The sequence below is a fragment of the Cytobacillus sp. QJM3NY_8 genome (assembly GCF_056173585.1).
This window is the reverse complement of record NZ_CM149681.1, coordinates 4,447,278-4,472,968: the sequence shown is the minus strand read 5'-3', so window position 1 is coordinate 4,472,968 and position 25,691 is coordinate 4,447,278. Positions and strand designations below refer to the sequence as shown.

General features: G+C 42.0%; 24 protein-coding genes and 1 tRNA gene. 15 read left to right on the top strand and 10 right to left on the bottom strand.

The genetic code is table 11. The features are described from left to right. Positions 1–2 precede the first annotated feature (2 nt). A tRNA-Glu gene (locus AC0VZ9_RS22865) sits at positions 3–74 on the top strand. 87 nt (positions 75–161) lie between these two features. On the opposite strand, the gene AC0VZ9_RS22860 is transcribed toward AC0VZ9_RS22865, so the two are convergent. Continuing rightward, a complete protein-coding gene (locus tag AC0VZ9_RS22860; protein ID WP_019382983.1) occupies positions 162–359 on the bottom strand; it encodes a hypothetical protein in 198 nt (65 codons plus the stop codon). Between the two features lie 223 nt (positions 360–582). On the opposite strand from AC0VZ9_RS22860, the gene glgB reads away from it, so the two are divergent. The 6 genes from glgB to AC0VZ9_RS22830 all read left to right on the top strand — a co-directional run bounded on the left by glgB (position 583) and on the right by AC0VZ9_RS22830 (position 8,814). Next, positions 583–2,529 (top strand): 1,4-alpha-glucan branching enzyme, encoded by a 1,947-nt coding sequence (glgB, locus tag AC0VZ9_RS22855; protein WP_019382984.1) that lies wholly within the window; start codon positions 583–585, stop codon positions 2,527–2,529. Then, positions 2,471–3,616, top strand: a complete 1,146-nt coding sequence (locus AC0VZ9_RS22850; protein WP_019382985.1) for a glucose-1-phosphate adenylyltransferase — start codon at positions 2,471–2,473, stop codon at positions 3,614–3,616. Before glgB ends, AC0VZ9_RS22850 begins: the two co-directional genes overlap by 59 nt. A 54-nt stretch (positions 3,617–3,670) precedes the next feature. After that, entirely contained in the window at positions 3,671–4,699 is a 1,029-nt protein-coding gene (locus AC0VZ9_RS22845; protein WP_019382986.1) for a GlgC family sugar phosphate nucleotidyltransferase, read from the top strand. Next, positions 4,696–6,147, top strand: a complete 1,452-nt coding sequence (gene glgA / locus AC0VZ9_RS22840) for a glycogen synthase GlgA (protein WP_192907817.1) — start codon at positions 4,696–4,698, stop codon at positions 6,145–6,147. Before AC0VZ9_RS22845 ends, glgA begins: the two co-directional genes overlap by 4 nt. Further along, a complete protein-coding gene (locus AC0VZ9_RS22835) occupies positions 6,137–8,551 on the top strand; it encodes a glycogen/starch/alpha-glucan phosphorylase (RefSeq protein ID WP_251266971.1) in 2,415 nt (804 codons plus the stop codon). The genes glgA and AC0VZ9_RS22835 overlap by 11 nt, the downstream gene beginning before the upstream one ends. Positions 8,552–8,667: 116 nt before the next feature. Then, the gene (locus tag AC0VZ9_RS22830; RefSeq protein ID WP_157380199.1) at positions 8,668–8,814 is read left to right on the top strand and encodes a hypothetical protein; all 147 of its coding nucleotides are present in this window, start codon (positions 8,668–8,670) and stop codon (positions 8,812–8,814) included. Positions 8,815–9,068: 254 nt separating this feature from the next. Here the strand turns inward: AC0VZ9_RS22830 and AC0VZ9_RS22825 are convergent, their stop codons facing one another. Then, positions 9,069–9,917 (bottom strand): dimethylarginine dimethylaminohydrolase family protein, encoded by an 849-nt coding sequence (locus AC0VZ9_RS22825; protein WP_019382990.1) that lies wholly within the window; start codon positions 9,915–9,917, stop codon positions 9,069–9,071. A 154-nt stretch (positions 9,918–10,071) separates the two neighbouring features. On the opposite strand from AC0VZ9_RS22825, the gene AC0VZ9_RS22820 reads away from it, so the two are divergent. Continuing rightward, positions 10,072–10,284, top strand: a complete 213-nt coding sequence (locus AC0VZ9_RS22820) for a hypothetical protein (RefSeq protein ID WP_009333415.1) — start codon at positions 10,072–10,074, stop codon at positions 10,282–10,284. A 67-nt stretch (positions 10,285–10,351) separates the two neighbouring features. Here AC0VZ9_RS22820 and AC0VZ9_RS22815 read toward each other — a convergent pair whose 3' ends face one another. The 3 genes from AC0VZ9_RS22815 to AC0VZ9_RS22805 are packed head-to-tail and all read right to left on the bottom strand — an operon-like array spanning position 10,352 to position 12,337. After that, complete coding sequence (locus AC0VZ9_RS22815) at positions 10,352–11,107, bottom strand: TraR/DksA C4-type zinc finger protein (protein WP_217028096.1); 756 nt, start codon at positions 11,105–11,107, stop codon at positions 10,352–10,354. A 45-nt stretch (positions 11,108–11,152) separates the two neighbouring features. Beyond that, positions 11,153–11,365 carry a hypothetical protein gene (locus AC0VZ9_RS22810; RefSeq protein WP_019382991.1) on the bottom strand — a complete coding sequence of 71 codons (213 nt, stop codon included), beginning with the start codon at positions 11,363–11,365 and terminating at the stop codon, positions 11,153–11,155. 39 nt (positions 11,366–11,404) lie between these two features. After that, positions 11,405–12,337 (bottom strand): 1,4-dihydroxy-2-naphthoate polyprenyltransferase, encoded by a 933-nt coding sequence (locus tag AC0VZ9_RS22805; RefSeq protein WP_009333413.1) that lies wholly within the window; start codon positions 12,335–12,337, stop codon positions 11,405–11,407. Between the two features lie 410 nt (positions 12,338–12,747). Between AC0VZ9_RS22805 and AC0VZ9_RS22800 the strand changes: the two genes are divergently transcribed. The 6 genes from AC0VZ9_RS22800 to menC all read left to right on the top strand — a co-directional run bounded on the left by AC0VZ9_RS22800 (position 12,748) and on the right by menC (position 20,306). Next, complete coding sequence (locus AC0VZ9_RS22800) at positions 12,748–14,154, top strand: isochorismate synthase (RefSeq protein WP_019382992.1); 1,407 nt, start codon at positions 12,748–12,750, stop codon at positions 14,152–14,154. Next, the gene (menD, locus tag AC0VZ9_RS22795) at positions 14,151–15,896 is read left to right on the top strand and encodes a 2-succinyl-5-enolpyruvyl-6-hydroxy-3-cyclohexene-1-carboxylic-acid synthase (protein ID WP_251174694.1); all 1,746 of its coding nucleotides are present in this window, start codon (positions 14,151–14,153) and stop codon (positions 15,894–15,896) included. The genes AC0VZ9_RS22800 and menD overlap by 4 nt, the downstream gene beginning before the upstream one ends. Before the next feature lie 6 nt (positions 15,897–15,902). After that, positions 15,903–16,742, top strand: coding sequence for a 2-succinyl-6-hydroxy-2,4-cyclohexadiene-1-carboxylate synthase (gene menH / locus AC0VZ9_RS22790; RefSeq protein ID WP_251156430.1), 840 nt, complete (start codon positions 15,903–15,905; stop codon positions 16,740–16,742). A 65-nt stretch (positions 16,743–16,807) separates the two neighbouring features. Continuing rightward, the gene (gene menB / locus AC0VZ9_RS22785; protein ID WP_475396744.1) at positions 16,808–17,629 is read left to right on the top strand and encodes a 1,4-dihydroxy-2-naphthoyl-CoA synthase; all 822 of its coding nucleotides are present in this window, start codon (positions 16,808–16,810) and stop codon (positions 17,627–17,629) included. Positions 17,630–17,710: 81 nt separating this feature from the next. Further along, on the top strand, positions 17,711–19,198 hold the full coding sequence (locus tag AC0VZ9_RS22780) for an o-succinylbenzoate--CoA ligase (protein ID WP_251174695.1): 1,488 nt from the start codon (positions 17,711–17,713) through the stop codon (positions 19,196–19,198). Position 19,199: 1 nt separating this feature from the next. Further along, positions 19,200–20,306 carry an o-succinylbenzoate synthase gene (gene menC / locus AC0VZ9_RS22775; RefSeq protein WP_019382995.1) on the top strand — a complete coding sequence of 369 codons (1,107 nt, stop codon included), beginning with the start codon at positions 19,200–19,202 and terminating at the stop codon, positions 20,304–20,306. Between the two features lie 380 nt (positions 20,307–20,686). Here menC and AC0VZ9_RS22770 read toward each other — a convergent pair whose 3' ends face one another. The 4 genes from AC0VZ9_RS22770 to AC0VZ9_RS22755 all read right to left on the bottom strand — a co-directional run bounded on the left by AC0VZ9_RS22770 (position 20,687) and on the right by AC0VZ9_RS22755 (position 24,557). Beyond that, positions 20,687–20,845: a DUF1540 domain-containing protein gene (locus AC0VZ9_RS22770; protein WP_009333406.1), complete on the bottom strand. Its 159-nt coding sequence runs from the start codon at positions 20,843–20,845 to the stop codon at positions 20,687–20,689. A gap of 118 nt (positions 20,846–20,963) precedes the next feature. After that, the gene (locus tag AC0VZ9_RS22765; protein ID WP_251174696.1) at positions 20,964–22,013 is read right to left on the bottom strand and encodes a cytochrome d ubiquinol oxidase subunit II; all 1,050 of its coding nucleotides are present in this window, start codon (positions 22,011–22,013) and stop codon (positions 20,964–20,966) included. A gap of 13 nt (positions 22,014–22,026) precedes the next feature. Continuing rightward, complete coding sequence (locus AC0VZ9_RS22760) at positions 22,027–23,388, bottom strand: cytochrome ubiquinol oxidase subunit I (protein ID WP_192907811.1); 1,362 nt, start codon at positions 23,386–23,388, stop codon at positions 22,027–22,029. A 131-nt stretch (positions 23,389–23,519) separates the two neighbouring features. Then, positions 23,520–24,557 carry a metal ABC transporter solute-binding protein, Zn/Mn family gene (locus AC0VZ9_RS22755; RefSeq protein WP_192907810.1) on the bottom strand — a complete coding sequence of 346 codons (1,038 nt, stop codon included), beginning with the start codon at positions 24,555–24,557 and terminating at the stop codon, positions 23,520–23,522. A gap of 329 nt (positions 24,558–24,886) precedes the next feature. Between AC0VZ9_RS22755 and AC0VZ9_RS22750 the strand changes: the two genes are divergently transcribed. Further along, on the top strand, positions 24,887–25,450 hold the full coding sequence (locus AC0VZ9_RS22750; RefSeq protein ID WP_026041815.1) for a beta-class carbonic anhydrase: 564 nt from the start codon (positions 24,887–24,889) through the stop codon (positions 25,448–25,450). Here the strand turns inward: AC0VZ9_RS22750 and yidD are convergent. Next, on the bottom strand, positions 25,447–25,686 hold the full coding sequence (yidD, locus tag AC0VZ9_RS22745) for a membrane protein insertion efficiency factor YidD (protein ID WP_475396743.1): 240 nt from the start codon (positions 25,684–25,686) through the stop codon (positions 25,447–25,449). The two genes, AC0VZ9_RS22750 and yidD, sit on opposite strands and share 4 nt — an antisense overlap. Positions 25,687–25,691: the final 5 nt, after the last annotated feature.

The following is a 25,691-nucleotide window of genomic DNA, read 5'->3' as shown; positions in this document are numbered from 1 at the left end:
TTGGCCCCTTGGTCAAGCGGTTAAGACACCGCCCTTTCACGGCGGTAACACGGGTTCGAATCCCGTAGGGGTCATACAAAAAAGCTGTCAACAATTTGTTGGCAGCTTTTTTGTTGTCTTTTCTGTTCCAGCCTGCCCTCGGTTAGTTGCTTCTCTGTTTTTTAATCAAACCTCTCTTCTGCCTTGCTTAATTTATTGCCTGGATTATTCAAATCGATTTCAGAAGATATTCCCGTATAGGGGCCTCTAAACATATCCCCGGTGGCCATAATCTTTCCATCCGGTGCTTCAAATATCGGAATTCTTATTTCATCTTTTGATGCCTCGTTTAATAAAAATTCCTCTTCTTTATTGCTCAAAATATTATTCTCCTTTCATTTTTTGCTTGCATACTTTGTTTTATTTTGTCTAAGTTTACCGGAGATTATGTCGAAGACTGTTAGATTGGGCAGAATGCTATCGGTTTTTAACGGGATTTGAATGTTGTTGTCATAAAATTAAAAAAACTTTTACAAGGATTTTTCTCACGTCTCACGAATATAACAGGAAAGTCAAAAGAAACGACACTGGGTGGGGAGAAGGATGGTAGTGGATACTTTGGTTCCAACCGATTACCAGCTGCATTTGTTCCATGAAGGGACATATTATGAGAGTCACCAGTTATTTGGTGCACATGTAGTTTCAAATGGCGGAGAAGTGATTACCCGTTTTTGCGTATGGGCACCGAACGCTGAAATTATCAGATTAGTCGGTGATTTTAATGATTGGAATGGAGAAGGCTATACCTTACATAGAGTGAATAATGAAGGTGTCTGGTTTATTCAGCTGGATGGAAACATGGAAGGTGCCTTGTATAAGTATGAAATTGAAACAAAGAAAGGGGAAGTGGTATTAAAGGCTGATCCTTATAGCTTTTTTTCAGAAGTAAGGCCCAATACAGCATCTATAGTATATTCGCTTGACGGATATCAGTGGAATGACAGCAAATGGATGCAAAAAAAAGAAATGAAGCCTATTTATACGGAGCCTGCAGTCATTTATGAAGTTCATCTGGGTTCGTGGAAGCAAAAAGAGTCTGGAAGTCTGTTTACATACAGGGAGCTTGCAGATGAACTCATTCCTTATGTGGTGGAGCATGGGTTTACGCATATAGAATTGCTTCCTCTAATTGAGCATCCGCTCGACGCTTCCTGGGGCTATCAGGGAACAGGTTATTACTCTGTTACAAGCCGTTACGGCAGCCCGCATGATTTTATGTATTTTGTTGATCAGTGCCATCAGCAGGGTGTTGGGGTCATTCTGGACTGGGTACCGGGACACTTCTGCAAAGATGCCCACGGCCTTTACCAGTTTGATGGATCGTATTTGTATGAGTATGAAACAGAAGGCGACAGAGAGAACCGAGTATGGGGGACAGCTAATTTTGACCTGAGCAAAAATGAAGTTCAAAGCTTTCTTATTTCCAACGCTGTTTTTTGGATGGAAAAATATCATATTGATGGCTTTCGGGTTGATGCGGTGGCTAATATTATCTATTGGCCTAACCGGGATGGAAAGACAGAAAATCCATTCGGCACCCGTTTTCTGCAAAACTTAAATAAAGTTGTTTCGCAATATGATTCTTCCTTTCTCATGATGGCAGAGGATTCAACAGACTGGCCGCAAGTGACTGCACCAGTCCATTATGGAGGGCTGGGTTTTCATTACAAGTGGAATATGGGCTGGATGAATGACGTTCTTACATATATGGAAACAGCACCTGAGAGGCGATCTGATGTTCATGGAAAGATGACTTTTTCGCTTTTGTATGCTTTTACGGAAAACTTCATATTGCCTTTTTCACATGATGAAGTTGTCCATGGAAAGAAATCGCTGCTTGATAAAATGCCCGGAGATTACTGGCAAAAATTTGCGCAATTCAGGCTCCTGCTTGGCTACATGATTGCCCACCCCGGCAAGAAGCTTCTTTTCATGGGGAGCGAACTTGGGCAGTTTTCCGAATGGAAAGACAAAGAACAGCTTGATTGGCATCTGCTTGATTACGAGATGCATAAAAAGGCAAATGATTATGTGAAAGAATTAATAAAGGTTTATAAACGTTCAAAGGCTCTTTTTGAGCTTGATCACCTTCAGGATGGCTTTGAATGGATTGATTGTCATAATGCAGACCAATCCATCTTTTCCTTTATCAGAAAAGGCTCAAAAGTGGATGATTTTCTTGTGATTGTCTGCAATTTCACACCTGCTTTCTACCCTAATTATCGTATTGGAATTCCAAAGGCGGGGTCTTATAGGGAAATACTCAACAGTGATAGTGATAGCTTTGGAGGATCAAATAGCACCAACAAGAGGGTCCTTAAGACTGAGGAAAAAGAGTTTCACGGCAAGCCGTTCAGTTTGGAAATGTCTATTCCGCCATTTGGCATTTCAATCTTACGCCCTGTAAAACATCGGAAGGAGAGGAAGGGAAATGGGAAAGAAAAAGTGCGTCGCAATGTTATTAGCAGGAGGGAAAGGGAGCAGGCTTAGTTCTCTAACAAAAAGTCTTGCGAAACCTGCAGTGCCATTTGGAGGGAAATACCGGATTATTGATTTTACATTGAGCAATTGCACCAATTCCGGAATTGATACAGTCGGTGTTCTTACCCAATACCAGCCGCTGGTTCTGAATTCGTATATTGGCATAGGCAGCGCATGGGATCTTGATAGAAAGAACGGCGGTGTGACAGTGCTGCCCCCTTACAGTGAATCATCGGAAGTCAAGTGGTATACGGGAACAGCAAGTGCTATTTATCAGAACCTCAATTATCTAAAGCAATATGATCCGGAATATGTCCTGATTTTATCCGGTGATCATATTTATAAAATGAATTATGAGCTGATGCTGAATTATCATATTGAAAAAGGCGCGGATGCGACTATTTCTGTAATTGAAGTACCTTGGCCGGAGGCAAGCAGGTTCGGAATCATGAATACGGATGAGGAGATGCGGGTCGCAGAATTTGAGGAAAAACCAGCATATCCAAAAAATAATCTGGCCTCCATGGGAATATATATTTTTAATTGGTCTGTTTTAAAAGAATATCTGGAAATGGATGACCGCAATCCGGAGTCCACTCATGACTTTGGAAAGGACATCATTCCATTAATGCTTGACGAAAATAAAAAGCTGTTCGCATACCCGTTCAATGGCTATTGGAAGGATGTCGGTACAGTCAAGAGCCTGTGGGAGGCAAATATGGATTTATTGGATGATGAATGCGAGCTGAATCTTTTTGATCATGATTGGCGGATCTATTCGGTGAATCCGAATCATCCTCCACAGTATATTTCAACTCAAGCTGAGGTTGCAGAGTCTTTGATAAATGAAGGCTGTACAATTGAAGGGGAAGTTGAAAAGTCAGTGCTTTTTCAAGGGGTGCTGGTTGGGAAGAATACTGTGATCCGTGAATCGGTCATCATGCCTGATGCTGTAATTGGTGAAAATGTCTATATTGAAAAGGCGATAGTGCCAAGCGGACTGAACATACCTGATGGCGTTGTGATTAGTGCTTCCGAAGAAGATGATGAAATTATTCTGATAACACCGGAAATGATACAGGGAATTTGTTCTTAATTCACAGCCTGGATGCCAAAACGGCCCCTGGCCAATAAAACGGGAGGGAATGTCATGAAGAAGAGAATGCTTGGTGTGATAGACGCAACAACCTACCATGAAGATTTAGAGGAATTGACAGTACACAGGTCGCTCGCAGCTGTTCCGTTTGCAGGCCGCTATAGGCTAATCGATTTTGTTCTCTCCAATATGGTCAACTCGGATATTGAAAGTGTTGCCATATTTCCAAAGTATCAATATCGCTCTTTAATGGATCATCTTGGTTCGGGAAAAAACTGGGACCTAAACAGAAAAAGGGATGGGCTATTCTTTTTCCCATCTCCTTTGCTGGATAGTCCAAGTAAAGGAATTGGATCTTTCAATCACTTTGCTGCTAATTTGGATTATTTTTATCGCAGCAAACAGGAATATGCATTGATCTCAAACTGTTTTACCGTTTTTAATATGGATTTCAGGCCTGTTCTAGATAGACATATTATGACGGGGTGTGATATTACAGTTGTTCGGCAGGATGGGCGCTCCCTTGAAATGTACCTTGTAAAAACTTCGCTGCTCGTTAGCTTAATAGAAAATAGAAACGAAACTGGATACACATGCATGAGTGATGTCGTTACAGACATCCATCATTCCTATACGATATGCAATTATGAATATGCCGGTTTGGCCGTCATGATTGATTCCATTGAAAATTACTTTGCTGCCAGCATGGGCCTATTGGAACCGGAGGCATGGAAAAATATTTTCCTGCGCAGCCAGCCAATTTATACAAAAGTAAAAGATGAACCGCCAACCCGTTATATGAAAGGTGCAAGCGCAAAGAATTCGATGATTGCGAATGGATGCATGATTGAAGGGACAGTTGAGAACAGCATTATCTCCCGCGGGGTAAAAATTGGCAAGGGCTCAGTCGTGAAAAACTGCATAATTATGCAAAAAACCCAAATTGGAGAAAACTGTGTTTTAGACTCCGTTATTTTAGATAAAGATGTTAAGGTAGAATCCGGTGCCAGGATTGAGGGAAGACATGAAATGCCTCTTGTTATTCGCAAAGGTACCGTACAAGGAGCGCTGATGAACTCGTGAAAGTATTGTTTGCTGTTTCTGAATGTGTTCCATTCGTTAAATCCGGAGGTCTTGCTGATGTAGCCGGTTCTCTCCCGAAAGAACTTGCAAAGCAGGGGACTGACGTACGGGTTATTCTTCCTAAGTATGGTTCCATATCAGATGATTTAAAAAAGAAAATGTCTAAAAAGTGCGAGTTTACAGTTCAGGTAGGATGGAGAAACCAGTTTTGCGGAATTGAAGAACTTGAGCATCAGGGAATCGTATTCTATTTTGTTGATAATGAATACTACTTCAACCGTGAAAAATTATACGGGTATTACGATGATGGAGAGAGGTTTGCCTATTTTAACCGGGCCGTTTTGGATGCTCTTCAGCATATTGATTTCTATCCGGATGTTATTCACAGCCATGATTGGCATACTGGGATGATTCCTTTTCTGCTGAGGGTTGAGTATCGTGCGAAAAAGGGGTATGAGTTCATTCGGACAGTCTTCACCATTCATAATCTTCAGTTTCAGGGAATCATGCCGGGGAGTGCTTTAGGAGATTTATTAGGGCTTGACTATAGCCATTTTCATCCAGATAAGCTTGAATTCTTCGGAAATATCAATTTTATGAAGGGCGGACTTGTCGCTGCTGATAAAATTACAACAGTCAGCCCTACTTATAAAGATGAAATTCAAACGAAATATTACGGAGAGAAACTGCATGATTTGCTGAAGCGCAGAGCTTATGATTTGGAAGGAATCCTAAATGGGATTGATGATGAGTTTTATAATCCTGAGAAGGATCCATTTATAAAAGAAAATTATGCCTTTGAAAAGCTTCAGATTAAAAAAGAGAATAAGATGCATCTTCAGAAAAAATTCAGCCTGCCGGTAAAGGAAGAGGTTCCTCTGATAGCCATGGTTACGAGACTGACAAAACAAAAGGGCCTGGACCTTGTTAAATGTGTGTTCCATGAGCTAATGCAGGATGATATACAAGTTCTAGTTTTAGGAACTGGGGATCCTGAGTTTGAGCAATTTTTCAGGGAGATGGAAGCGGGGTACCCCGATAAGTGCAAAGCATTTATTGGGTTTGATGAGGGGCTTGCACATGAATTCTATGCAGGGTCCGATTTATTCTTAATGCCTTCACAATTTGAGCCATGCGGTTTAGGACAGATGATTGCCATGAGGTATGGATCCATTCCCATCGTCAGGGAAACAGGCGGATTAAATGATACTGTTCATTCTTATAATGAATACACAGGAGAAGGCAACGGTTTTTCCTTCAGCCATTTTAATGCCCATGATATGCTGTACACTATTAGAAGAGCAGTAAGCTTTTTCGGTGACAGCAAAATATGGGAGCAAATTATGAAAAATGCAATGGGAATGGATAATAGCTGGGCGCAATCCGCTTTCAAATACAATCAGCTATATGCAGGCCTTGTTTCAAGGAGTGAAAGCCATGTTTTCTGATCGCGATGAGTTCAAAGAGGAATTCCTGAAGAAACTGGAGATGACATGCGGTAAAAGCTTTGGTGAAAGCACAGAAAGAGATCATTACTTCACACTCGGAAATATGATCAGGGAACATGTGAGCACAGAGTGGATTAATACAAATGAGCGGTACCGCATCGACCGTGAAAAGCAGGTGTATTACTTATCCATCGAGTTTTTATTGGGACGCCTGCTTCATCATAATCTGATCAATCTGGGAATTGAGCAGGTTGTTAAAGAGGGCCTCGCAGATCTGGGAATTGACTTGAACCGTCTTGAAGAAATCGAGGCAGATGCAGGGCTTGGAAACGGCGGGCTGGGACGTCTGGCAGCTTGCTTTATGGATTCACTTGCATCCTTGAATCTTCCCGGCCATGGCTGCGGAATTCGCTATAAGCATGGACTATTTGAGCAGAAAATTGTGGATGGCTATCAGGTGGAGCTTCCGGAGCAGTGGCTGCGGAACGGTCATGTCTGGGAAGTAAGAAAAGCAGACCTGGCGATTGAAGTTCCTTTTTGGGGCAAAGTCGAAACCGCAGAGGACAACGGCAGGCTTGTTTTCCGCCATGTGAATGCTGAGACAATTTCGGCTGTTCCTTACGATATGCCTGTCGCTGGATATAAAACAGATACAATTAACACTCTCAGGCTTTGGAATGCTGAACCCTCTCCTTATCCTGTAAATCATGATATTTTAAAATATAAACGGGAAACCGAATCTGTTTCGGAGTTTCTTTATCCTGATGATACCCATGATGAAGGGAAGATTTTAAGGCTGAAGCAGCAATACTTTCTTGTTTCGGCCAGTATCCGTTCCATTGTGCGTTCCTATCGAAAGCAGCATAATAGTTTAAGAGATTTCCATGATTTTGTGAGCATTCATATTAATGATACACATCCGGTCCTTGCCATTCCTGAACTTATGAGAATCCTGCTGGATGAAGAGGGAATGGGCTGGGAGGAAGCCTGGGACATTACTGTCCGGACGATTGCCTATACGAATCATACTACTCTTTCAGAGGCTTTGGAGAAATGGCCTATCCGTATTTTCCAGCCTTTGCTTCCGCGGATTTACATGATAGTGAATGAAATTAATGAGCGCTTTTGCAGCGAACTTTGGAACAGATACCCGGGTGACTGGAAGCGGATTGAGGATATGGCGATCATCGCACATGACCAGGTTAAGATGGCACACCTTGCCCTTGTCGGCAGCTCCAGCGTAAATGGTGTAGCTGCACTTCATACAGAAATCTTAAAGAAGCGGGAAATGAATCAGTTTTATGACATTTTTCCTGAGAAATTTAATAATAAAACTAATGGGATCACACATAGAAGATGGCTCCTGAAAGCCAATCCGCTTTTGTCCGATCTTATTAATGAGGGCATTGGGGCTGGCTGGATTCGGGAACCGGAAAAGCTTCACGAACTGGCAGATTTTAAGAATGATAGAGTTTTCCTTGATCAGCTGCATCAGGTTAAGCAATTGAACAAGGAAAGATTGGCGAAGCGCATCCAGGAGCAGCAGGGCATTGTGGTTGATACGTCTTCCATTTTTGACATTCAGGTTAAGCGTCTGCATGCTTATAAGCGCCAGCTGTTAAATATTCTTCATGTTATGCATTTATATAATAGGCTGAAGGAAGACTCCAATTTCCGCATGCACCCGCGGACATTTATTTTCGGGGCAAAAGCTTCGCCGGGCTATTACTATGCAAAGAAAATCATTAAATTAATTAATACCGTTGCTGTAAAGGTGAACAATGACCCGCAGACAAGAGATATTCTAAAGGTTATCTTCATGGAAAATTACCGGGTTTCGCTGGCGGAGGAAATTTTTCCGGCTGCGGATATCAGCGAGCAAATTTCAACGGCAAGCAAGGAAGCTTCCGGTACAGGCAATATGAAATTCATGATGAATGGTGCTTTGACAGTGGGCACGCTGGATGGAGCCAATATTGAGATAAAAGAAAAAGCAGGGGATGACAATATTTTCATCTTTGGCTTAACGGCAGATGAGGTTCTCAGTTATCACCAGAATGGCGGATATAATTCCAGAGAGTATTATCATCATGATAAACGAATCCGCCAGGTTGCCGACCAGCTCGTGAATGGATTTTTCCCGGACGCCGATGATGAGTTCGAGCCCATTTTTGACTCACTGCTGATGGAAAATGACCAATACTTTGTGTTGAGGGATTTTGCTTCCTATGTCAATATCCAGAAAGAAGCCGGGAAAGCATATGAGGGTCGGGAACATTGGCTTAAAATGAGCTTAATGAACATTGCCGGTTCAGGATACTTTTCCAGCGACCGCACAATCAGCGAATATGCACGGGATATCTGGAAAATCAAGCCCGCTGGCGTTGAAATGATGAATAAGTAAAAAGGAGAACAGCCTTTCCGGTGAGAAGAGGCTGTTTTTTGTTGATTAGTGGGAATTACCCCCAGAATGAAGGTGGTCAAGAGAAAATGGGAGTTAATCAGGGGGAATAGCCCAAAATGAAAGTGCTCAAGAGAAAATGGGAGTTAATCAGTGGCAATAAAGCCCAAAATGAGGAGGCTCAAGAGAAAATGGGAGTTAATCAATGTAATAACGCCCAAAATGAAGGTGGTCAAGAGAAAATGGGAGTTAATCAGTATGAATAATGCCCAAAATGAAAATGCTCAAGAGAAAATGGGAGTTAATCAATGTGAATAACGCCCAAAATGAAGGTGGTCAAGAGAAAATGGGAGTTAATCAGGGGGAATTACGCCCAAAATGAAGGTGCTCAAGAGAAACTGGGAGTTAATCACGAGGATTAACTCCCAAACATGCCTAAGAGAAAACAGCGGTTAATCACAAAAAAGGCGGTTTCCAAGAGAGTCTATAATCATTATTCCGTTTCATTGAGGCAGGAGATCTACCCTTTACTGCGCCTAACAGGCATCGTGCAGCAGCGGAAGGCACCTCCGGATTTAATGATTTCAGTAATGTCTACCTCAATGACTTCATAGCCCCTGGACCTGAGCTCTTTATTGACATTCTTATTAATCGGTAGACTGAAGATTTTTTTATTGCCGATAGAGAGGACGTTGGTTCCGAGCGTGAATTGCTCCTCTTCCGATACTTTTATTAAATCATAGCGTGATTCCAGCATTTTGACTTTTTCCCCATGGATCTCTCCCGGAAAGATAAGAGCTTCCTCCGGTGAAATAATATTGAATACACAATCAAGATGCAGATATGTATCAGTGAAAGGGATGGATACAACATCATAATCGGGCATAAGGCTGCGAAGATGCTCGATCGCTTCTTCGTGGGTACGGCTGCTCACTCCTGCAAATATCGTTTGGCCATCGATCAGGACGTCTCCTCCCTCTATGCGGTCTCCCGTAAGATTGTAAAAAGGAACCTGGTTTACTTCCAGCCATTGCTTCAGAACATTTTCTTCTCCTTGCCGAATGTCTGCCGCCATTTCTGCAACATATACCTTTTCTCCAAGTGTAAATCCGATATCACGGGTAAAAACCTGTTCAGGATATTTTTCAAGCGAGGGCAGCAAAACCACATTGATTCCCTGATCCTTTAATGCACTGACAAAATGTCTGTGCTGTTTCATGGCTGTATCTATATTAATTCCTTCTTTTTCATAATGCTTTTGTGTTTCATTAATTGTATCTACAATCGTCATGTACTTCGGTTCACATAACACCACTTGTTCAAGTTTGTCATATTCTGAAAAGCATGCAGCTTTTATTTGTCCAGACATTGTGATCCTCCCAGCGATATATTCTTAAGATAATATTGCCTATGAAAAGCGGTTTTACTCCGTAAAGTGCAAATATTAACAAAAATTCCCACTACAAAAAAGGTTTAAAAACCCTGATAATGAAATCATTAGATATAAAGGGGGTAGCTGTTAAATGTACCAAATCGAGAAAGGATCAATGGAAGAAGTTTTGCTGCATCTTCAAAATATTGGACTGCAACTAAATGAATTCGAGAAATCAAATGATTCTATTCCGGTGAAAAATTATAAAGAACTGCTGGAATTCAGCATCTCCATTGCCCGCCGCACAAACGATGTTTCTGATACGATTGATGAGATTATCCAGGATATCGAATCCAAATTATAAATATATATAAGGGTATCTTATTTTGCCATTTGACATAAAAAAGCGATGCATCTGCATCGCTTTTACTTTAATCCTTATCTTCATCCACATAGCCGTCAGTCTGATGATACGGCACATCACCGAAAGGTGCTTCGATATCATTTTCATCCAGCATCGCTTCATACTCTTCCTGTTTCTTGGAAGGATACACTTTTCTCCCCTTGCCTTCAAGGTCATTTCCGATAAACGTCTCATAATCTTCTGTAAACCCTTCATCATCATGCCCTTCATTATAAAGAGAATTATAATCTTCATAGTCGCCTCTTAAGTCAGAGGGTGTCTCAGAAGTGCCAAAACGGGCAACTTCCTGGAAGCTGTCTTCGTTATCCACAACTTCTCTAAATTGATGATGCTGAAAGGTATTCCCGTGTGCAGGTTCAAGCACATCTTCTTCAACAGGACGGTCCCCGGGCACGTTTTGCTCTGGACTATGTTCCTTGCAGTAAAGGGTTGCTGGAATCACTTCAAGCCGATCATATGGAATTTCGGAACCGCACTCTTTGCATTTGCCGTATGAACCATCTTCAATTGCCTGCAGTGCTGCATTTACTTTATTCAGTTCAGAGTCATGATGTTCTTCTAAAGCAAAATCCTTTTCACGCTCATAAAGTTCAGAACCCATATCGGCTGGATGGTTGTCATAAAGGGATAGCTCTCCTACTGTGTCTCTGGCACTCGCACCTTCCAGACTTCCTTCTTTATTGCCTTGAAGCTGGGATTCCAGTGATTTTTTTTCATCATTCAATTCTTTTTTTAAATGGCTGATTTGTTCATTGGTCAACATATTATGTCACATCCTTGGATTTGATAAATATTATACAAGGCCTGCTCATGCCAGAGTCAAGCCCAAAATAAAGCCGAGCTTTGCCGCTCTTGCTCTGCTGAGTATTAAAAATCTTAGTCCATATGGGTTTAGTATGGACGTAGTTGGCAAAATCATAACGGAAGAAAAAATTTTAGGGTCAAGCATCTTCCTTAAATAAAAAATACCCGTTAAAAATGGGATGAAACCAAGAGGGTGCTTTCTGCTGTTTTTTTCCAAACAAAAAACCCCTGCTATAAAAGCAGAGGTTCCATTTAATTATAAAAGATATCCGATAAACAAGCCTACTGATAAAAGAAAGCCAAAGATTGTATTTGTCTGGGCAGTGGCTTTCATCGCAGGCATCATTTGCATAGGCAGTGTTTTTCCGATGAAGCCTTTCGTTGCTTTAATGGCCTTGGGCGCACTTAGAACAACAATTGCAAGCCATGGTGTTATGATGTTCATGGCAATCAATATGAAAACCCATGCATACGAAACGATGAACATTGCGGCAAGCAGCTTAATTGCTCCTTTTTTCCCTAAAAGAATTGCCAATGTTTTGCGGCCGAATTCCTTGTCGCCGTCCAGGTCTCTGATATTATTGGCCAGCAGAATGGCGCCAACAAGAATCAAAATAGGGAAGGAAACTAAAACACTTGTTGCAGTTACGGTTCCTGCCTGAATGTAAAAAGAAATTAGGATGATCAGCATGCCCATGAAAAAACCTGCAAATAATTCACCAAATGGTGTGTACGCTATCGGAAGCGGACCGCCTGTATATAAATATCCTACTGCCATGGAGGCCAGTCCAATTGCTGCAATCCACCAGCTTGTGTTCATGCAAATATAGAATCCAAGCAATATCGAAATCCCATACAGGCCAAAAGCAAGGTTCAGAACCGTTTTTGGTTTGATTCCTTCCCGTACAATAGCCCCGCCAATTCCGACAGAGTCTTCCGTATCAAGCCCTCTTTTGAAGTCGTAGTATTCGTTAAACATATTAGTGGCAGCCTGAATCAGCAAGCTTGCTGCCAGCATAGCAAAAAACAGGCCAAAATTTATTTCAGTAAGTTCCATAGCAAGAGCTGTTCCAAGCAGAACCGGCACAAAGGCAGCGGTAAGAGTATGTGGCCTGGTCAGCTGCCACCAGACCCTCCAGTTCTTTGAGTTGGAAGCAGGCGGAAAATTGGTCTGTGCTTGTGGTTGCATGATAACTCTCCCCTTATTTATCTATTCTGTAATGATATCATTAATTGGATCATTCAAACTTGTTTATTTTAACCGATTAACAGGGTATTGTCAAAGTAAACCGCTATATTACCAAACACCTTAAGTTTAGGTAAATAATGCAAGAGTGTCAACGTATTATTGCCGTAAATAGAACCGGTATTTTCCATAAATAAGGAAACCGTAAAGCAGCACATTCCGATGTTAACAGTGCTAATGGCTGAATTGAGTTCAATTCATATTATAGATGCCTAAAGTAAGCTATAATATAATAAGGATGCAAAATGGAATGGCGTGATTGACATCATTGACATTCCCTGAATCACAGGTGTATCTTAGAATAAGTTTAAAGTAGGATAACGGCAATTTAAGCTGTTATTGGAGGGATTTTTTTGGTTACGATACAAGATACGGAACTAAAAGAAGGGATCCAAGAGGCAATTGAGAGGGCCAAATCCTTGTCAAAGCCTGTTTTAGTGAGCGAAGTTCAAAAAATAAATCATATAGACCCCCTTTCTTTTTATGCGGCAGGAAAGAGCCGTTTTTTTGGTGAACGCTTTTTCTGGAAGGATCCTTCTGGTGAAACTTATATAATCGGGCTTGGGATTTGCAAGCAAATTCAGTCAGATCAAAGTACCGGCAGATTTAATCATGTTGAAAAGGAATGGAAGCGTTTTATTAATAACAGCATTATTTTTAACCCTTATGATAAAAATGCTACAGGGCCCGTGATGTTTGGCGGTTTTTCTTTCGATCCTCTAAAGAGGAAAACAAAGCTTTGGTCGAAGTATTCTGATTCCCTTTTTCATGTGCCGACTTATATGTATAGTGAAATGAATGGACAGGCCTTTTTGACAACAAATGTTGTCTGCACTCAGCATGACGGTGATTCTCTTTTTGAAAAGATAGTGGCCGAACGAGGCATGATAATGGCTTCAATCAGCGATTATCATCCTGAGAATGCAAACACTCTTCAGGAAGAAGCAGATATAAATCCGGAAAAATGGATGGAGACAGTAGATGCGGTTGTGGATGAACTTAAATCAGGATCTTTAAAAAAGGTTGTGCTTGCCCGGGAGTCCAGGCTCATCTATGATAAGCCGATCGAGATTGAAAGAGTTCTCTGGAATCTTATGGAGATGCAAAGGGAAAGCTTTATTTTTGCTTTTGAATCGAACGGTGACTGCTTTATTGGAGCCTCTCCTGAACGGCTTATAAAGAAATATGGAGAAAATGTTTTTACAACCTGTCTGGCAGGTTCCATCCCAAGAGGGAAAACAGCAGAAGATGATCATATCCTTGGCGATGCTTTATTGCATGATCAGAAAAATTTAACCGAACATCAATATGTGGTTGATATGATTAAGGAAGCAATGGAGGAATCCTGCTCAGAAGTTGAACTGCCGGATGAGCCGCAGCTGATGAAGATGAGAGATATACAGCACCTTTATACTCCTGTAATAGGTAAAACCAAGGGAGATGCTTCCCTTCTTGCTTTAGTTGACCGTCTGCATCCGACTCCTGCTCTTGGAGGCCTGCCTAAGAGAGAAGCAGTGGAAAAAATAAGAGAAGTAGAAGAACTGGATCGGGGCTTTTATGCTGCTCCATTAGGATGGATGGACTTCAGGGGAAATGGCGAATATGCTGTTACAATCAGATCTGGTCTTATTCAGGGAAATGAAGCATCCTTATTCGCAGGCTGCGGAGTGGTGCAGGATTCAAATGCCGAAAGCGAGTATCAGGAAACAAAAATTAAATTCCGGCCAATGCTTACGGCTCTTGGGGGTTATGAAAAGTGAATCATCAGGAAGCTTTAACTTCATATATAGCCGCATTTGTGGCTGAATTAGTAAAAAGCGGGGTAGAGGATGTCGTGGTCAGTCCCGGCTCCCGTTCTACCCCAATGGCTATGGTAATGGCAGAGCATCCGGAGCTTCGTGTACATATCCATGTGGACGAGCGATCGGCTGCCTTTTTTGCGTTGGGGATTGCTAAGGCATCCCAAAGACCAGCAGCTCTGCTGTGTACATCTGGAACGGCTGCAGCCAATTACTATCCTGCCATTGTGGAAGCCCAGTATTCCAGAGTACCGCTAATCGTGCTTACTGCGGACCGGCCTCATGAACTAAGGGATGTTGGCGCTCCTCAGGCGATCGATCAGATTCATTTGTATGGAAAAAATGTAAAATGGTTTGTTGAGATGGCTCCTCCTGAGAATACAGCAGAAATGCTTCGTTATGCCCGCACAGTTTGCGCAAGGGCAGCATCTGCTGCCCAGACCTCACCAGCAGGGCCGGTTCATCTTAACTTTCCTTTCCGTGAGCCTTTAGTGCCGCAGCTTGACCGCAATGATTTATTTGAGCTGAGTGAGCGCACCGAAGGTTATGTAAATATCCATAGTGGCCAGTTTGGTTTGCCTAATGAAGAGTACAAGGAAATGGCACAGATATTTAACTCTGCACAAAAAGGAATTATTGTCTGCGGTCCTCTGGAAAAAGCTGACTTCTCTGCAGCCGTGATTAAGCTGGCGGAAAAGCTCAACTATCCGATCATTGCTGATCCATTATCCCAGCTAAGAAGCGGACTTCACGAAGGAAGCTTCATTATTGATGCCTATGATAGCTTTTTGAAAAACGATGATGCGAAGAAGGCACTCAAGCCGGATGTCATTATACGCTTCGGTGCTATGCCTGTATCGAAGCCATTGACTATTTTCATGAAAGAAAACAGCACTGCCCGCCAGATTATTGTCGATGGAGGCAGGGGATGGCGGGATCCTGCACTGCTCTCAACCGAAATGATTCATTGCGATGAGATTCTATTCTGCGAGTCTGTCACCTCATTTTTAAACACTTCAGAGAATGATGAATTTATTGCTTTATGGAAAAAAATCAATGATCTTACCAGATCAAAGCTTGCGGATATTAATGCAGTGGACGAACTGAGCGAGGGGAAATTATTTTTCCAGCTGGCGGAATTACTGCCGGAAGGCTCTACCCTATTTGTAGGAAATAGTATGCCTATAAGGGATCTGGATACATTCTTCCATTATAATCAAAAGAGCATTAGAGTAATGGCCAACAGGGGAGCAAATGGCATTGATGGCACCGTTTCAACTGCTCTTGGTGCTGGAATGGCATCACAGCCGCTGTATCTAGTGCTTGGTGATTTAACCTTTTTCCATGACTTAAATGGCTTAATTGCCTCTAAGCAGTATGGAATAGATATCAATATATTGCTGATTAATAATAATGGAGGCGGAATCTTCTCATTCCTGCCGCAGGCAAATCACCCCAGAAATTTTGAAAAATTGTTTGGGACACCTCTTGATCTGGATTTTAGCCATGCCATTAAGATGTTTGGCGGCCAATATGATTTAATCTCAGATTGGGAACATTTTATTTCCGCCTTCCAACAGAACATGGGCAGATCAGGCATAAAGGTAATGGAAATTACGACAAATCGGGACAGGAATTTAACCGAGCATCGAGAATTGTGGGAATCTGTTTCCCGGGAAATAAGTCGATTGCTGGAAGGGTGAATGCCGATGAAATATGTCATTAATGGAGTCCGATATCATGTCGATACATGGGGAACTGGATTTCCACTTCTGCTTCTCCATGGCTTCACAGGAAATAGTGAAGGGTGGAAAGAGTTCGCTCCCTTCTGGAAGGATCATTCGAAGACAATAGCTTTGGATATCATCGGCCATGGAAAGTCTGGATCACCACCTGATATTGGTCAATATCAAATAGAAGAGTCTGCCGCAGTGATTAACAGTCTATTAGAAAAGATGGGAATCGGGAAGATTGATGTTCTTGGATATTCTATGGGAGGGCGCCTTGCGCTAACTTTTGCGGTCAATTATCCTGAAAAGGTCCGCAAGCTGATTTTGGAAAGTGCATCTCCAGGTCTTAGGACGGAAGCGGAAAGGCATGAAAGAAGGATTCAGGATAAAAAATTGTCTGAAAAGATTCGGCAGGAAGGCATTAAGAATTTTATTGACTATTGGGAGAACATCCCTTTATTTCAAAGCCAAAAAAGTCTTCCGGAAAAAATTCGAACCAGAATAAGATGCCAGCGTTTGGCCAATTCCATTGATGGCCTGGCAAACAGCCTGAACGGCATGGGCACTGGGGTGCAGCCATCCTGGTGGGATGAGCTTGCTCATCTCGAAATGCCAGTCCTTCTAATTACCGGAAACCTGGATCAAAAATTCTGCAGAATTGCGGAAGAAATGTCAAAAATTTTGCCAAATGTCAAGTGGAAGACCGCTGAAGATGCAGGACATGCAATTCATGTGGAGAAACCTGAATTATTTGGTACAATAGTAAGTGGGTTTTTGTCGCAGACAGGGGAGAATAATACAAATGGCAGTAAAGATTGAGGAATGATGTCATTTGATGTAGCGGCAATTAACGCTTTCTAATACATATTAAGGAGGATTTATGTATGTCATCTGTTGAATGGATTGCAGGAAAACAGTACGAAGAAATCATTTATGAAACATACAATGGAATTGCGAAAATTACGATTAACAGACCGCAAGTCCACAATGCCTTTACTCCAAGAACGGTAATGGAATTAATTGATGCTTTTGCGTACGCACGTGATGATGAAAATGTAGGTGTTATTGTCCTGACGGGTGCCGGAGATAAAGCATTTTGTTCAGGCGGGGATCAATCTGTCAGAGGACATGGCGGATATGTAGGTGACGACCAGATCCCTCGTTTAAATGTACTGGATCTGCAGCGCCTGATCCGTGTTATTCCTAAGCCGGTTATTGCAATGGTAAAAGGCTATGCGATTGGGGGAGGACATGTCCTTCATATCGTATGTGATTTAACGATTGCAGCAGATAACGCTGTATTCGGACAAACAGGCCCTAAAGTAGGCAGCTTTGATGCAGGTTATGGTTCAGGATATCTTGCTAGAATCGTCGGCCATAAGAAAGCACGCGAAATTTGGTATCTGTGCCGCCAGTACGGCGCTCAGGAAGCTTTGGATATGGGGCTTGTCAATACTGTGGTGCCGCTTGAGAAAGTGGAAGAAGAAACAATTAAGTGGTGTGAAGAAATACTGGAGAAGAGCCCGACGGCTATCCGCTTCTTGAAGGCTGCCTTCAATGCCGATACTGATGGGCTTGCAGGAATCCAGCAATTCGCCGGAGATGCAACACTTCTATACTATACAACAGATGAAGCGAAAGAAGGCCGTGACGCATTTAAAGAAAAGCGCAAGCCAGACTTCGGCCAATTCCCGCGTTTCCCTTGATTGAATATTAATTTTTTCAGCTTGATGGCTTGCCATCAGGCTGTTTTTATATGAAAAATCGCATGAAATGAGGAGTATATGATGGAAGCGCAAATAGTACCGAATTTTCTTCAACAGCGAACTTTTTTAACCCCCGATCGCCCTGCCCTTTCCTTTTTGGGGAAAACCTATACATTTTCTGAAGTATACGAGCGTACATACACAATAGCAGGGCAGCTCCAGGCAGCTGGATGCATGAGAGGACAGTTTGTAGGTGTCCTTCTCCGAAATCATGAGGACACTGTTTTTATTCTTTTGGCCCTGCAGCTGCTCGATGTAAAAGCCGTCATATTAAATAACAGGCTGACTGCTGAGGAATTGATTTGGCAAATGAATGATTCGAAGTCCGCTTTCCTTTTAACTGAGAATACTTTTAATGAAGTTAGCCAAAAGGTTGTAAACTCCTTAGGAGAAATTTCGGCAATCTATAAAGAAGATTTATTCAGGAGAGATCCTGATGAGCCGTCAGTAGTAGAAGAAATAAGTCTTGATGAGGTTTGTACCATCATGTATACATCCGGTACAACCGGCAATCCAAAAGGTGTACTGCAAACCTACGGAAATCATTGGTGGAGTGCAGTGGGGTCTGCATTGAATTTAGGGTTGAATGAAAACGACAGCTGGCTGTGTGCTGTCCCGATTTTTCATATTAGCGGCTATTCCATTTTAATGCGGAGCATTATCTACGGCATGAAAATGGTTCTTTTTGAATCTTTCCATGAAGAGAAAGCCATTGAGGCCATTTCCATCGAAAAAGTGACAATCATGTCTGTTGTAAGTACGATGCTGACCAGGGTAGCAGATGCACTTAAAGGTGAAAAGCTGCCGGAGTATTTCAGATGTATGTTATTAGGGGGAGGACCCGCAGCAAAATCTCTTCTTGAAGATTGCAGAGAGAAGGGAATTCCTGTATACCAGACTTACGGAATGACAGAAACTTCGTCCCAGATCGTGACACTGGCTCCGGAATACAGTCTCAGCAAATTGGGTTCGGCCGGTAAACCTTTATTCCCTTCCCAGCTGAAAGTTGCTGATCCAAATGGGAAGCATGCTGATCCCGGAGAAGCGGGCGAAATTCTTGTAAAAGGTCCAAATGTGACAAAAGGGTATTTAAACCGAAAAGAGGAAACAGCAGAAAAACTAAAGGGTGGCTGGCTTTCAACTGGAGATATTGGATATGTGGATAAAGAAGGATTCTTATATGTGCTTGATCGGCGGTCAGATTTAATCATTTCAGGCGGTGAAAATATCTATCCGGCTGAAGTCGAGGGTGTGCTTGTTTCACACGCCCAAATATCGGATGCAGGGGTTATCGGCATGAAGGACGATGTTTGGGGTGAGGTGCCTGTAGCCTTTATCGCTGGAGACGAGAATCTGGATGAAAAAGAAGTGATGAAGTACTGCTTTGAGAAGCTGGCAAAGTATAAAGCACCTAAAAAACTCATCATCATTAATGAAATCCCTAGGAACGCTTCAAAAAAGATATTAAGAAGAAAGCTTCGGGAACTGCTTGAGGAAAGCGGGAATTAGCATGGATATCAAGACAATTACTTTATATAAAATCAAGATGCCTTTGAAAACACCTTTTTCCACGCATTTAGGGACAGTGAAGGATAGAGAGGGAATTATTATTGAGGTAATCGATCAAGAAGGACGGAAAGGCTACGGTGAAGGAGTCGCTTTTTCTTCACCCTGGTATACGGAGGAAACGGTTGAAACGAGCTATCATATGCTAAAAGAATTCCTTATCCCAATAATGCGTAATGCGGATATAAAGCATCCTTCAGAAGCGGGCCGCGTTTTTGACGCTTTCAGAAGGAATCAAATGGCGAAAGCGGCACTTGAAACGGCTTTATGGGACTTGGCAGCCAAAAAAGAAGATATTTCTCTATCAAAATATATAGGAGGCCAGCGGGAATTGATTCCATCCGGCGTGGTTGTTGGCGCTAAAACAAAGGAAGAAGTAAGAAGGCAAATTGAATACTATCTGGAGAGCGGCTATCAAAGGGTAAAAGTAAAGATCAGCCCGGCGAACGATTATGAATTTATTTCAGAGATCCGCCGCTTTTACCCTGATCTGCCAATCATGGCAGATGCAAATTCAGCTTACTCATTGGACGATATAGAACATTTAAAAAGGCTTGATGATTTTGGGCTGCTGATGATTGAACAGCCGCTGGAATATGATGATATTGTTGATCATGCAAAGCTTCAGAAAGAACTGAAAACACCAATTTGCCTGGATGAGAGTATTGTCACCTTTAATGATGCCAGGAGAGCTGTCGAGCTGGGAAGCTGTAAAGTCATCAATATTAAGATTGGCCGGGTTGGAGGTCTGGGAACAGCAAAGAAGATTCATGATTATTGTCTGGATAAAGGGATCCAAGTCTGGTGTGGAGGCATGCTGGAGTTTGGAATCTCCCGTGCACATAATATTGCTCTTGCCTCCATGGAGGGCTTTTCCATTCCTGGAGATATCTCAGCCTCGGGCAGGTATTGGGAAGAAGACATCATTCTGCCCGAAGTCACCGTGGAAAACGGGATGATAAAAGTTCCTGATAAACCGGGAATCGGTTATGAAATTAATGAAAAAAGGCTGAATGAAGTTTCCACCTCTAAAGATAGCATTGCTTTATAAGTAAAAAACCGCAGTTCTGCTTTTGGCAGATTTGCGGTTTTCGTTATATTGCAAAAAAATAGACGCATTATCAGCGCCCTTTATTTATAAATTATTGCGTAATTTCGTCTTTAATAAATGAATCCTCTTTAATGGCAAAGGAGCTTAATCCAGCAGCAGCGGCAAAAGCAGCTCCAAGCAAAATAATGGTTGATAACATATGTATCACTCCTATAAGTTGTTGTTACTCTATACATTCCCGGTAGGAATCTTAATAAACTTGTTTTTATAAAAAACACAAAAGCGATGCATAAAATGCACCGCTTTTGCAGCATTTCGCCTAACCATCCAATGAAATGCGTACCAGCAATCCGATAGCACCCGGAAGGTGCTGTCACCCATTAAAGGTCATGAGGCTCAAACGTTTTGCAGTCTGTTTCTTTGCTGTTGTCTGCGGTTTCTCCAGTATGGCTGACTACGTATATTTGGTCTGCACTGCATCGGTTCCCATTTTTCCAGAAAGCGCAGTTGTTAACTTCACATAAAACGTCTTTTGCCATTTTCAAACACCTCTTATCAGAAAATTGTGACCACATTAAAATTGACAAATTTGCGGAGCATGTCACTTCTTTATTTTCTGCAGTGCTTTACTGTTCAGTCATGGCATTTGCAGGAATATCATGCCGGATCTTTAGTTTGTTTTTGCCGCAAATATCGTTTGTCGTTCATGAAAAGGCTCCAAAAGTATATGAACCCAGGGAAAAGGATTAGGAATCCTGCGATATAGGTGGCAAATATGGCCCGGAATGAGCTCGGATCTGTAAACGCAGAAGCAATAGTCACTTCAGGGTATACAATATAGGGCAGATGAGCTTTTCCATATACATAGCTGGCAGCAAGGTATTGGAGGGTTATGGAAATAACCGCCAATCTGGGAATTCCCCTAACTCCTTTTTTGTTTACGGACGGAAGGAACAGTGCCAGTCCTCCTATTAGAAACAATCCAAGAGACAGCAAAAGCAAAGGCAAATCATCGATCATCTTTTCATAAATCCAAAATGCTTCCCTTTTTAAAGTAAACATAATAAGAAATGCCATTATGATTGAAACCGGTCCAAGCATGATTGCATCCCTGCGGTACACTGAGTAAGCTTCCATCTCTTCCGAGGCTTTTGAGTAGTCAGCGAGTAGAAGGGAAGACAAAAACAGTGTGCTGCTGATGGCAAAACCAATAAAAGCATATTCATTCGGGCTAGTAAAAAGATGCGCAAGGTCCAGAGATTGCCTGCCATCAGTAAATTCAACAAAATCTCCATGGGTGATGGGCAAAACGCTAATCAGCAATCCGGGGATAAGGATTCCGGATAGGCCTGAAATATAGGTGAGCGGCTTCCTGTATTCTTCCGCAATGTTGGAAAACACGAGGAATGCACTTCGGATCGCAAGTAATAGCAATATGATGCTGCCTGGTATTAGAAGTACAGTTCCCAGTGTATAGGCTGCAGTTGGAAAAAGGCTATAGACTGCCACTACAATTGCGACGATAAAGGTGTTTGTCACTTCCCAGGTAGGAGACAAATAACGATTCGCCACATTTGCCGCCTTTATTTTGGGCAGATTGAAGTAAATCATGGACCAGAAGCCTGCGCCGAAATCCATTGTTGCCATTACCGCATATATGAAGACGAATCCCCATAACACTGTGATGGCAAGTAATTCTTCAGCCATTGGATTCACTCCTTCATGTATTTGATCCGTATAGAGGAACGTTTTTCTGTTCGGCTCTATTTATATCATCTATTACGGTATTCTTTTTGAAGTAATATAGCATAACAAACACAACTGCCACCCCAAGCACTACATATACCAGGGCAAAGAGAATAAATAATATCCCCAGATTTTCAGCGGTCGTAACAGAATCAGCAGTGGACAGCACCCGGTAGATGGTCCAAGGCTGACGTCCGGTACAGGCAAATACCCAGCCAAATTCTATTCCAAGAACTGCTAGCGGCCCTGAAGCAACAAATGCCCACATGAGGACCCGCGGAAAATGATTTTTTTTCAGAAACTTATTCCATACGAAAGCGATTAAGGATAAAAATATCAGCAATGAACCAATTCCGACCATGGCATTAAAGAGAGTATGAACAAAAAGTGGAGGCCATTCTTCTTCCGGAAAGTCATTCAGACCCACTACAACGGTGTCAAAGCTGTTGCCCGCCAAAAAGCTTAGTGCCCACGGAATTTCGATTCCCCACTTAACCCCCTGTGTTTCACGGTCTGTAAATCCGCCGATTGCAAGGGGGGCATAGGATTGTGTTTCAAACAGCCCCTCTGCTGCTGCAAGTTTTTCCGGCTGATACTCATGCAGATATTGAGCCGATTCATGGCCGTTTAAAGCTGTTAAAAATGAAAAAATTCCGCCGACAATCAGGCTCAGCATAAGTGCTTTCTTATGAAAGTTATATACTCGTGTTCCGAATGGAGTTCTCAGCATTTTGAAAGCAGCAACTGACGCTACAACAAATGCGCCTGTTGTGTAAGCTGATAGTGCCACATGGCCAGCTGTAACGATAAAGCTTGGGTTAAAAAACGCAGCCCATGGATCCACATCGACAATTTCCCCATCGACAATCCTGAAGCCCTGTGGTGTTCCTTCAAATGCGTGAACATTGGTTATCAGAACAGCAGAGGCGAAAGCGCCAAGGGCAACCAGCACAAGGCTTGATATACGCATCCATGGAGGAATTCTTTCGGCAGCATACACATAAATTGACATAAATAAAGCTTCAATAAAAAAAGCGTAAATTTCAATCTGGAATGGCAAAGCCATCACCTTGCCGATAACCTCCATAAAACCAGGCCAGAGAAGGGAAAGCTGCGTTCCTGCTATGGTTCCTGTCGGAATTCCTACTCCAAGAAGCACTGCAAATGCCTTGGTCCACCGTTTTGCCATAATGACGTAATCATGATCCTTCGTTTTCTGGTAAAGAAGTTCCGCTGTCAGCATCATCAGTGGCAAGCCAACTCCAATCGTTGCAAAAATAATATGAAAGCCCATTGTAGTCCCAAATAAAGACCTTGCAATCAATAAATCACTCATTGCATTTTCATCCCTTCAATTTCTTCAATGGAAATAGTTTCTTCAAAAACCAGCCAACTATGTAAACTTTTCCTGTATTAGCTATATTAAGGAAACGAAAAAACCTCCCAATGTGGGAGGTTAGTGAGAACTTATTCGTTCAGCGCTTTTTTCAATGAATCCAGATTATCTTCCATAAGTGTAAAATAAGTTTGATTTTCTGATATATTTTCTTCTGTAAGGACCGATAAATTATGAAGCATTAAAGGTTCTGCACCGATTTCTTTTTGCAGAATTTCAGTCAGTCTTGAGCTGACATTCTGTTCAAAAAAGACATATTTCAAGTCATGTTCTTTGGCTTCCGCAATGATTTTCTGCAGTTCTTTCTGAGTAGGCTCGCTGGAAGAATTTAAACCCGATACACTGATTTGATCTAAACCATATCGTTCTTCCCAATATCCATATGCTGCGTGTGAAACAATGAATTCCTTATGCTCAGCATTTTGAACTGTCTGCTCAAAGTCATTATGGAGAAGATCCAGCTCCTGGGCAAGCTCCAGATAATTCTGTTCAAACTGCTCTTTCTGTTGAGGCATCTGCTCAACTAAAGCATCTTTAATTGATTCAGCCAATTCCTTGGAGTATAAAGGATCCAGCCAAACATGGGGGTCGATATCTCCATGGCTATGATCATGACCTTCTTCAGATTCTCCTTCATGTTCATGGCCATCTTCAGATTCAGCTCCGTGCTCATCAGCATGTTCTTCTTCATGTTCAGCTTCATCAGCATGTTCTTCGGCTTCATGCGCAGGATCATGATTTTCATCTGAGTGAACAAACTCAATATTTTCTCCTGCGGCCACCATTTTAACTTTCTCATTTTTCAATGTTTCTTTTGCTTTTTCCACAAAGCCTTCAAGACCGAGTCCTATAAAAATAAAAAGATCTGAATCAGCCAGCTTCATCATATCTTTTTGTGATGGTTCAAAAGTATGTTCATCCGACCCGGGAGGATAGATGGTTTCAACTTCTAACGCATCCCCTCCGATTCGTTCAGTAAAATATTGAAGCGGGTATACCGTTGTATAAACCGTAGTTTTATTGCTGCTGTTTTCTTCTGGCTTATCGTCTGAGCAGCCTGATAGAACTAAGATTAGGCCTAAAATAAATACTAAAAATTTCTTTGTCATTTTCTCTTTCTCCTCCTTTAGTAAAACGTAGTTATTACGATTTAAAGCACGGACTATATTTTTAAATAATGTTTATTAGGGCAGTTAATTGCAGCAGTCAGCGTCCAAGTGATTAATAATACGTAATCATTACGATTTCCCTTAGTTATCTTACATAATTTCCAGCTAAAAAGCAAGAATAAAAATTTGTTTGAAGCTCCAGCTTTATGTATCATAAATATAGATGCCTGTTAAAGGTCATCATTAGTATTGACATCTTTTTGTCAAGTATTGCAGCATTTATGCCTGCTCAAAGCAAAAAAATACATAAAAGTCAGGGAGTGGAACAATTGAAACTTTTAGAAGAAATCTTAAACCATAACCAGCAGTTTGTTGAAGAAAAAAAGTATGAAGAGTTTGAAACAACGAAATTCCCTAATAAGAAAATGGTTATCTTGACTTGCATGGACACTCGTTTAGTGGAGCTTTTGCCAAAAGCGCTCAATGTAAGAAATGGTGATGTGAAAATTATCAAAAATGCGGGAGCTTTAGTAACACATCCGTTTGGAAGTATTATGAGAAGCATTTTAGTAGCTGTTTACCAGCTGCAGGCAAAAGAAGTGTTTGTTATTGGCCATCATGACTGTGGCATGAGCGGAATGAAAGCAGATGCGGTTGTCAGCAGCATGAAGGAGAGAGGCATTACTGAGGATGCATTGGATACGATGACATACTCAGGAATCGCTGCAGAAGACTGGCTAAGAGGCTTTGAAAATGTAGAGGATAGTGTGTCCCATAGCGTCCATATGGTGAAAAAGCATCCATTGATGCCGGCAGATGTGCCTGTGCATGGGCTTGTTATTCATCCTGGCACAGGCAAGCTTGACCTGGTAGTGGACGGATACGAGGGTTAATTCTTTTTCTTTTTGGGCAATTCCTCCGGAACAAGGTCAACACCGCCTGGATGAAAGGGATGACATTTAAGGATCCGTTTTATAGTCAGCCAGCCGCCCTTTAAGGCGCCAAATCGCTTAACAGACTCCAGCCCATAATGGGAACATGTCGGATAAAAACGGCATGTTGGAGGCTTTAGCGGTGAAATCACAATTTGATAGAAACGAAATATCGAAATCATTATTTTTTTTAACATGGCAT